Annotated in this window: 4 protein-coding genes; 1 reads left to right on the top strand and 3 read right to left on the bottom strand. The window is 72.7% G+C overall.

The genetic code is table 11. The features are described 5' to 3' along the window. Together KBI5_RS05980 and hrpA are read right to left on the bottom strand one after the other, a co-directional pair. A partial coding sequence (locus KBI5_RS05980) for a toll/interleukin-1 receptor domain-containing protein (protein WP_133056963.1) occupies window positions 1-1,138 on the bottom strand: 1,138 nt, incomplete at its 3' end. Between the two features lie 31 nt (window positions 1,139-1,169). Continuing rightward, a complete protein-coding gene (hrpA, locus tag KBI5_RS05975) occupies window positions 1,170-5,252 on the bottom strand; it encodes an ATP-dependent RNA helicase HrpA (protein ID WP_241882687.1) in 4,083 nt (1,360 codons plus the stop codon). A gap of 658 nt (window positions 5,253-5,910) precedes the next feature. Between hrpA and KBI5_RS05970 the strand changes: the two genes are divergently transcribed. Then, window positions 5,911-8,583 carry a histidine kinase gene (locus KBI5_RS05970; protein WP_241882685.1) on the top strand — a complete coding sequence of 891 codons (2,673 nt, stop codon included), beginning with the start codon at window positions 5,911-5,913 and terminating at the stop codon, window positions 8,581-8,583. 126 nt (window positions 8,584-8,709) lie between these two features. Here the strand turns inward: KBI5_RS05970 and KBI5_RS05965 are convergent. Further along, window positions 8,710-9,282: DUF5753 domain-containing protein (locus tag KBI5_RS05965; RefSeq protein ID WP_085014521.1), on the bottom strand; the 573-nt coding region annotated here is incomplete at its 5' end.

The following is a 9,282-nucleotide window of genomic DNA, read 5'->3' as shown; positions in this document are numbered from 1 at the left end:
CCTCCCCCTGCGCCAGGAGGACCTCCGGCCGGTCGATTAACACCTGAAGGTAGGTCTCGGCGGGGGTGCGGCCGGTGCTGATGCGGTGGGCGGCCTGGTCGAGGGCGAGCGGGTGGTCCCCGAGCCGCTCGGCGATCCGGTCGGCGACCGTCCGTTCGACGGCGGGCAGCCGGCCGGCGAGCAGGGTGACGGACTCGGCCCGGTCCATCGGTCCGACCGGCACGACCGGGCCGAGATGGTCCCAGCCGGGGTTGCGGGAGGTCAGTAGCAGCCGGCCGGGTTCGGTGGGCCGCAGCCAGTCCGGCAGCGTGTCGGCGTCGGCGGCGTCGTCGAGGACGATCAGCCAGCGGCCGTCGGCCCGGCCGAGGTTCGCGATCACGGCGGCCGGTTCCGCGTGGCCGGGCAGGCCCACCGCCGGGGCGAGCTCGCGCACCCGCTCGCCGATCAGCTCGGGGCGTTCCGCCGGCACCCACCACACGGCGTCGAGATCCGCCCGGTGCTGGCGGACGTACTCGGTGACCAGGCTGGTCTTCCCGATCCCCGCGATTCCCGTCACGGTGACCAGCGGCGAGCGGGACAGCGCCTCGTCGAGCCGGGCGAGCGCGGCCGTCCGGCCGACGAACCGGGCCGGCTGATCCGGCACGTTCCACACCGCCGGCAGCTCCGGCGGGAAGATCCCCCGCCGGCCCGGGAAGCCCGGCGGCTGTTCCGGTTGTGGCCGGTCGCCGCGCAGGGCCGCGAGCAGGCTGGCCCGGACGGCGATCTCGCTGCGGTCGAACAGGTCGACCGGGACGAGTTGGCCTAGCAGACCGGGCAGCGGCCGGTCCGCCACCCTGGTCACCAGCAGCCGGCGTTCGCCTCCGGTCGGGTCGGCCGACCACGCCGCCGCCCATTCGGCGACCGCGGGCGAGGAGCGCAGGTAGCCGTCGGAGACCACCGCGATCGTGTGCCGGGCCTGGCTCACCGCCCGGTCCAGCCACCCCACCCGATGCGTCCCCGCCGGCGCCCAGGACTCAAGCAGGACCTGGTAGCCGGCATCCTCCAACGTCCCGGCGATCCATTCGGCCCAGGCCCGCCCGTCGTCCGCGTACGACACGAAACAGTCGGGAGCGCCGTGCCCATCGCCCCCGCCGGTCACCGTCCCAGCATGGCATAGTCACCGAAACGGATTAACCGAGGATGGCGTCGATCGCCCGGTAGACGCGTTCCTCGGAAACCGGGTACGGGGTGCGCAGGCTCTGCGCGAACAGGCTCACCCGCAGCTCCTCGATCATCCAGCGGAGGCGCCGGATCTCGGGCGCCGGCTCCCGGCCGGCGGGGACGGTGGCGAGCAGCTCCCGATAGGCGTCCTGGACGCGCCCGACGGTCGCGGTGTTGAGCCTGTCCCGCCCGGGATCGCGGGGCAGCCGCTCCAGTCGCCGTTCCAGCGCGGTCAGGTAGCGGACGAGGTCCGCCAGCCGGTCGGCCCCGGTGTCGGTGACGAATCCCCGGTAGATCAACGAGATGAGCTGGTCACGCGCGTCGGCCACCGACGCCGCCACCGCCGGGGCACGCAGCTCGCGCAGCGCCAGATCGACCGCGTGGGCGAGGCCGAGCACCTGCTGAACCTCGCGGACCACCTCGAAGGCGGCCTCGGGCAGTCCCGCGCGTACCGCGGCGAGCAGCGCGGTGAAGCCCGCTTCGTCCCAGGCGGGCCCGCCGGCCGCGGCGATCAACCGGTCGGCGGCGGCCCGCACACAGTCGTCCAGCAGGTCGGCGGCGTCGCGGTGCGGGTTGTGGCTCAGGGCCAGCTTCGCGGCGTTCGACAGCCGGGCGTTGAGGCCGCGCACCGGGGAGGGGACGCCCAGCAGCACCAGGCGCCGGGTGCCGGCCCACATCAGCTGGCGCTGTTCGGCCTCGGTGTCGGCGGCTCGCACCGCGACCGAACCGCCCTCGTCGACCAGCGCCGGGAACGCCTTCACCACGTGGCCGCCCGCCACGTTGCCGCCGCGGCGCAGCTCGACGACCTTCGGCAGGGTGCCGAGGTCCCCCCACGCCCGCAGGCCGGCCCGCTCGAGGCCGTCCGCCGCGGCAGCGACGGCCTCCCGGGTCCTCGGGCGCAGCCGCTCCTTGATGGCGTCGAGGTCCTTGCCCTCGGCCAGTACCCGCCCGCCGGCGTCCTCCACCCGGAAGGTGAACCGCAGGTGATCCGGCACACCCGCCAGCGACCAGGAATCGCGCGGGATCTCCGGCCCGCCCATCCGGCGCAGCTCGTGTTCCACCGCGGTGAGCAGGGGCGCCTGGCGTGGCGTGATGTTCGCCAGGACCGCCTTGGCGTAGTTCGGCGCCGGGACGAAGCTGCGCCGCACCGCCTTCGGCAGCGCCCGGATGAGGGCGGTGACGAGCTCCTCGCGCAGCCCCGGCACCTGCCATTCAAAGCCCTCGGCGCCGACCTGGTTCAGCACGGCCAGCGGGATGTGCACGGTGACCCCGTCGGCCGCCGAGCCCGGTTCGAACTGGTAGCTCAGCGGCAGCGCGAGGTCGCCCGCCTGCCAGACGTCGGGGTAGTCGGCCTCGGTGATTCCCGTGGCGTCCGCGGTGACGAGCATCGAGCGCGGGAAGTCGAGCAGGTCCGGGGTCGTCCGGCGCGCCTTGCGCCACCAGGCGTCGAAGTGCCGGGCGGACACGATGTCCGCGGGGACGCGCTCGTCGTAGAAATGGAACAGCGTCTCGTCGTCGACGACGATGTCGCGCCGCCGGGCCCGGTGCTCCAGCTCCTCGACGTCGGCGAGCAGCTCCCGGTTGGCGTGGAAGAAAGTGTGGCGGGTCTGCCAGTCACCCTCGACCAGTGCGTGCCGGAGAAACAGCTCCCGGCACAGGACCGGGTCGATCCGGCTGTACTGGACCGGCCGGGAGGCGACGATCGTCACCCCGTACAGAGTCACCTTCTCGTCGGCGAGCACCGCGCCCTGCCGGCGCGACCAGCGCGGTTCGCTGTACGTGCGATGCACCAGGTGGGCGGCGAGCGGCTCGATCCAGTCCGGGTCGATCCGCGCGGCGGTGCGGCCCCACAGCCGGGAGGTCTCCACCAGCTCGGCGGCCATCACCCAGGCGGGTGGTCCGGACGGCCGCTTCGGCGCGTCCTCGCCCGCCGGGTCCCCCGGGTTCGCCGACGTGGCTGTCGGCCCGGTGCGCTCGGCACGGTTCGACCGCCGGGCCAGGACGGAGCCCGGCCAGAGCGCGAAGCGGCCGCCGCGGGCGCCGGCGTACTCCCGGCGCTCCGGGTCGTAACGACCGATGTGCGACAGCAGCCCGGTCAGCAGGGCCCGGTGCACGGTTCGTGGATCGGCCGCGCCGGAGCTGTCGTCCCGGGGGGTGAGCCCCAGGCCGCGGACCACCGCGGCGAGCTGGCCGTGCACGTCCTGCCATTCCCGGATGCGCAGGTAGTTGAGGAACTCCGTGCGGCACATCCGCCGGAACTGGTTGGCCGACAGCTCGCCGCGGGCGTCGCGCAGGTAGTTCCACAGGTTCAGGTACGCCAGGAAGTCCGAGGTCGGGTCCGCGAACCGGGCGTGGCGGGCGTCGGCCGCCTGCTGGTGCTCGACCGGGCGCTCCCGGGGATCCTGGATCGCGAGCGCGGCGGCGATGACGAGCACCTCGCGCAGGCAGCCCTGCTCGTCGGCGGCGAGCACCATGCGGGCCAGCCGGGGATCCACCGGGATCTGCGCCAGCCGCCGGCCGAGGGGAGTGATCCGGTGACGGGGATCGGACGCGGTGGCGTCGAACGCCCCCAACTCGGCGAGGAGCAGTTCGCCGTCGCTGATCTGGCGGGGGTCGGGCGGATCGAGGAACCCGAACGTGGCCATCTCGCCGAGGCCAAGGTCGGCCATCCGCAGGATGACCGAGGCCAGGTTCGTCCGCAGGATCTCCGGATCGGTGAACTCCGGCCGGCCGGCGAAGTCCTCCTCGCTGTAGAGGCGGATGCAGATGCCGTCGGCGGTCCGCCCGCAGCGCCCCTTGCGCTGGTTGGCGGAGGCCTGCGAGATCGGTTCGATGGGCAGCCGCTGCACCTTGGTGCGGTGGCTGTAGCGGGAGATCCGGGCGGTGCCCGGGTCGATCACATAATGGATCCCCGGCACGGTCAGCGAGGTCTCGGCGACGTTGGTGGCCAGGACCACCCGCCGTCCGGTGTGCGGCTGGAACACCCGGTGCTGCTCGCCGGCGGACAGGCGGGCGTAGAGCGGCACGATCTCGGTGTTCGGCCGCTGCTCGCGGGTGAGTGCCTCGGCGGTGTCGCGGATCTCCCGTTYGCCGCTGAGGAACACCAGGATGTCGCCCGGGCCCTCCGCGCACAGCTCGTCGACCGCCTCGCTGATGGCCTGGGTCTGGTCRCGCTCGGCCTCGCCGTTCTCCCTGCCGGTCCTCCGCGCGYCGGCCGGGCCGCTGGCTGGTCCGCCGGCTGGGCCGCCGGCTGGGCCGCTGGCCGCCGGGACGAGCGGGCGGTAGCGGACCTCGACCGGATAGGTGCGCCCGGACACCTCGATGACCGGGGCACCCGCGAAGTGGGCGGAGAACCGGGCCGTCTCGATCGTCGCGGAGGTGATGACAATCTTGAGATCCGGCCGGCGGGGGAGCAGCGACCGCAGGTAGCCGAGGATAAAGTCGATGTTGAGGCTGCGCTCGTGCGCCTCGTCGATGATGAGCGTGTCGTAGCGGCGCAGCTGGCGATCGGAGGAGATCTCGGCCAGCAGGATGCCGTCCGTCATGAGCTTGACCAGCGTGTTCTCGTGCACCTGGTCGGTGAACCGGGTCTGGTAGCCGACGACGCCGCCCATCTGGGGAGCCGGGGTGCGCAGTTCCTCCGCGATGCGGTCGGCGACGGTACGCGCGGCGATTCGGCGCGGCTGGGTGTGCCCGATCATCGCCCGGACCCCGCGGCCGAGCTCCAGGCAGATCTTCGGTAGCTGGGTGGTCTTGCCGGACCCGGTCTCCCCGGCGACGACGACCACCTGATGATCCCGGATCGCGGCGAGAATCTCGTCCTTGCGCTGGGTGACCGGAAGGATGTCGGGGTAGTCGAGCGTCGGAACGCTGGCCCGGCGCCGCTCCAGCCGTAGCGATGCCCGGTCCACCTCGGCGGCGATGGCCTGTAGGGCCCGCTGGCGCGCGGCGGGCTCGCGGGTGCGCCGGCTCTCGGCGAGCCGTCGGCCCAGCCGATGGGCGTCGCGAGGAGACAACCCGGTCAGCCGCGCGGACAGCTCCGCCGGTGGCACTGGGCCTGCCGGTGGCACTGGGCCTGCCGGTGGCACTGGGCCTGCCGGTGGCACTGGGCCTGCCGGTGGTGACGGCTGCTGCGGCGGCGTGGGCGGCGGCGTGGCGGGAGGATTCAAGAGCTGCCTTTCCACACGTCGTTAAGCCTAGGGCACAGCTGTCCCGGCGGCGTTGCGTTCCTCCGGCCCGTCGGGCGGCGGCGACGACTCTTCGGCCGGCGAATTTTGGGGACCTGAGCACGGTCTGCGGTCCCTGGACCGTGTCTTGCTCCCCTGAACTGGAGGTCGGGCCATCCCGTTACCTCTTCGACGGATGAGAGGTTCGACGGATGAGAGGCGAGGCGGTCCTTTGCCGACCAAGGCGAGGTGCGGCCGGTAGCCTGCCAACAGCCCACCCGGTCGGCGGGGGGCCGCCGCTCGACGCCGTCGCGGCCTTTATGCCGTCGCAACCTCTGTGCCGTCGCAACCTCTGTGCCGTCGCAACCTCTGTGCCGTCGCAACCTCTGTGCCGTCGCAACCTCTGTGCCGTCGCAACCTCTGTGCCGTCGCAACCTTGTCGTCGACAGGAACCTCGATGTTGAGGGGGCTGAGCCCTCATGATGATGAGGTGCGAAGTCGGCCCCCACCCTGGTCCGGGCGACCTCCTCGGGCCGGGCAGGGCGTGACCGCCGACGGGCGGGAGGCGRCCTCGTCCGGGGTGCGCGAGGCGGTCCCGTCCGTGGCGCCGGCCACCGTGCCCACGGTCGCCTCCGCCTCCGCCTCCGCGGGCACGGTGACCGCCTTCGGGGAGGGCGCGCTCGAGCTGGGCCGAGCCTCCGTCGAGCTGGGCCGGGCTTACCAGGCGCTGGAACAGGTCATGGGGCGCGTCCTCGTCACCCTGCGGGCGGTCGCGGTTCTGCTGACGGTGTGCTACGTCGCGGTCTGGCGCTGGTACGACCACAGGCCGGCGGCGATGGCCGTCGCGGGGCTGACGGCCATCGGCGGTCTCGTCTTCTGCGTCGTCGGCCTGCGACGCGGGATCCGTCGATCGATGACCACCGTCACGGTCGCGATGTCGGCGGTCCTCGCCCTGACGGCCTCGTCCTGGTTGCCGCCCGCTTCGGTGGGGGACAGCGGGAACTTCGTCTTCCTGACCGCCATCAACGCCGGGATCGTGACGGTCTGGACATTTCCGACGGCCGTCGCGTCGGTCCTGCTCCTGACGCTGTGCGGCGCCACTCTCGTAGGCGGCTGGGGCCACAATCCCCAGGTCTTCTCTCAGACCGCCATGCTGCTGATCATTCCCGGTCTACTCGGGCTGGCGATCGGTCGACTGCGCCGGATCGCCCGCACGGCCGACCAGCGCTGGGCGAACGTCGCGGCCCGGCACCGCAGCGAGGCGGTCGTCCTCGCCGTCGCCCGCGACCGCCGGGAACGGGAGCGAGTCATCCACGACACGGTGCTGAACACCCTGACCGGCATCGCCTGGGGCGGGGGACGGGACGTGGAACTCACCCGGCGTCGATGTGCGCAGAGCCTCACCGCCGTGCGCGGCCTGCTCGACCGGGACGACGAGGTCGGTCCGCCGATCGGCGAGCGGCTGGCCGAGGTCGTCCGCGACGCCACTCGACGGGGGCTGCAGGTCAGCCTCGACGACCAGCGTCTCCCAGCMATCGCGGGGGAACCTCCCGGTGAGCCCCCGGCGGTGGTCGTGGAGGCCTTCGTCGGAGCGGTCGGCGAGGCGCTGGTCAACGTGGAACGGCACGCCGGCACCCGGCGTGCCTCGCTGCTCCTCGGCGGTGGCCCGGGCCTGCTCATCGTGACGGTGTCCGACGCCGGGTGCGGCTTCGACCCGCGGCGGGTCGACTCCGCCCGGCTCGGGCTGCGCGAGTCCATCGTCGGACGGCTGGTGGATGTTRCCGGGACCGCCCGCATCGACGCGCGCCCGGGGCAGGGCACCGTTGTGGAACTGCAGTGGCGCGCCCCGGACGCGACGACGGGGCACGTGACGCGACCACATCCAAGCGATGATCGCGATGATCGTGGCGATCGGGATGATCACGGAGCCGGAAGGGCCGGAAGGGCCGGCGGGCGGGTCGGTGGAAGGGCCGGCGGGCGGGTCGGTGGAAGGGCCGGCGGGCGGGTCGGTGGAAGGGCCGGCGGRCGGGTCGCCGATCGTCGGGACGTCGCCGCGATCGCCGCCGAGCTACGCGACGCCTATGCCGCCGGGCTGCGCCGGGCGCTCGGGCAGATCGCCGGGCTGTGGCTGATCATCATGCTCGTGCCGTTGGTCGGCACGGGTGGGTGGGTGCGGACGATGGCCGGAGCGGGAGCGCTGTGGCTGCTGGTGGCCGTGCTCACCGTCGTCTTCGTCCGGCGCGGACGGAGCCGGCCGATCAGCGGTCCCGAGGCGGCCGTGCTGCTGTTCCTGGCCGTCGCCGTCGCCGTCGCCGGCATAGCGAACACCGTCGGCGCGGACATCGTCCGGATTGCGGACTGGCCGTTGCTCGTGCTTCCCCTGCTCCTAGCGTTCATCACCGCCTCCCGGCCACTCTGGGAATGGGTGGGTGCGCTGCTGGTCGCGATTGCCATGATGATCGTTGCGGTGTTCCTGCGCGGTAGCACCGAATCGCTGGTGCTGGCGCGGCTGGGGGTACTGATCTACGGTGCGTGCGGGGTGCAGATCGTGACCGCGATGCTGGGTCCCCTGCTGCGCGGCACCGCGGAGACGACCGCCCGCGCCTTGGCCGCCGAGGCTGAGGTCGCCGCCCAGGTGGATGCGTCCACCATGATCAGGTGGGAGCGGGCGCAGTGGTTGCGCACCGTGGGGTGGGAGGTGCTGCCGTTACTCGACGGGGTCGCGGGCGGTTGGTTGGACCCGCGGGAAGCCGCCGTTCGGAGCAGGTGCGCGATGCGGGCGGCCGCTGTCCGTCGCATGATCACCGGGGGTGGTCCGTCGTCGGCGCTGGCGGACCTCGACGTGGTCGTCGCCGACGCCGAGGCCGCGGGAATGACCGTCCAGATCCAGCTGTCCGGCGATCTGCGGCTCGCGCCAGCTCCTGTGCGGGCCATGGTGGCCGATCAGGTGCGGGAGGTGCTCGCCGCCGTCCCCGGCGGCCGGGCGATTGTGACGGTCCTGTGGACGCCGGCCGGCGGCAGTGTTTTCGTCTCGCTGCCCTGGCCGCAGGGCCTGCCGCCCCCGCAGCTCGGCCGCGGGGGAGAGGACGCGGGCGGGATCGAGGTCGCGGTGGAGCTGGACGATCGGTGTCTCAGCCTGGAGCTGACCTGGCCGGCGGCGAGCGCGGTCACGGACCCGACCGGGCGGGTCGAGTCGATCGGTGGGCTGGCGGAGTAGTAGGCCGGCGGAACGGCGGGATGGCGGAGCAGTAGGACGGCAGGCCAGCAGAACGGCGGGCCGGTGGGCTGGCCGAGTAGTTAGGCCGGCGGGGCAGCCGGTCGGCGGGCTGGGAGCGAACCGCGTTCAGAGCTCGGTGATGATGCGCCGTAGCAGCTCGGYAGTGTCACCCGGGGTCGTGCTGTCGACACTGAGCCGGTTATACACCTCCATGTACCGGTCGACGTCCTCGCGCTTGTCGAGGTAGGCGGAACCGGTGAGCTGCTCCAGGTAGACCACGTCCGGCAGGTCCATTTCGGGGAAGCGGAGGATCGTAAAGGCCCCACCCTCCGCCGCGTGGCCGCCAAAGGCGAACGGCATCACCTGCAGGGTGAGGTTCGGCAGCTCGGACACGGCGATGAGGTGCTCGAGCTGGGCCCGCATCACCTTCGGTCCGCCGATCGGCCGACGCAGCGCCGCCTCGTCGATGACTATCCAGAGCCGTGGCGGGTCCTTACGGCACAGCAGCTTCTGCCGGTTGAGCCGCACGCTGACCCGGCGCTCGATGACGTCGACTGGTAGGCCACCACTACCTTGCGTGATGATCGCTCGGGCGTAGTCCTCGGTCTGCAACAGGCCCGGAATGAACTGGAGTTCGTAGGTCCGGATGAGCTGGGCCGCCTCCTCCAGGCCGATGTACGGCTGGAACCAGGACGGGAG

The sequence above is a fragment of the Frankia sp. KB5 genome, assembly GCF_002099325.1.
GTDB classification, from domain to species: domain Bacteria; phylum Actinomycetota; class Actinomycetes; order Frankiales; family Frankiaceae; genus Frankia; species Frankia casuarinae.
This window is presented reverse-complemented; position numbering and strand designations above follow the sequence as displayed.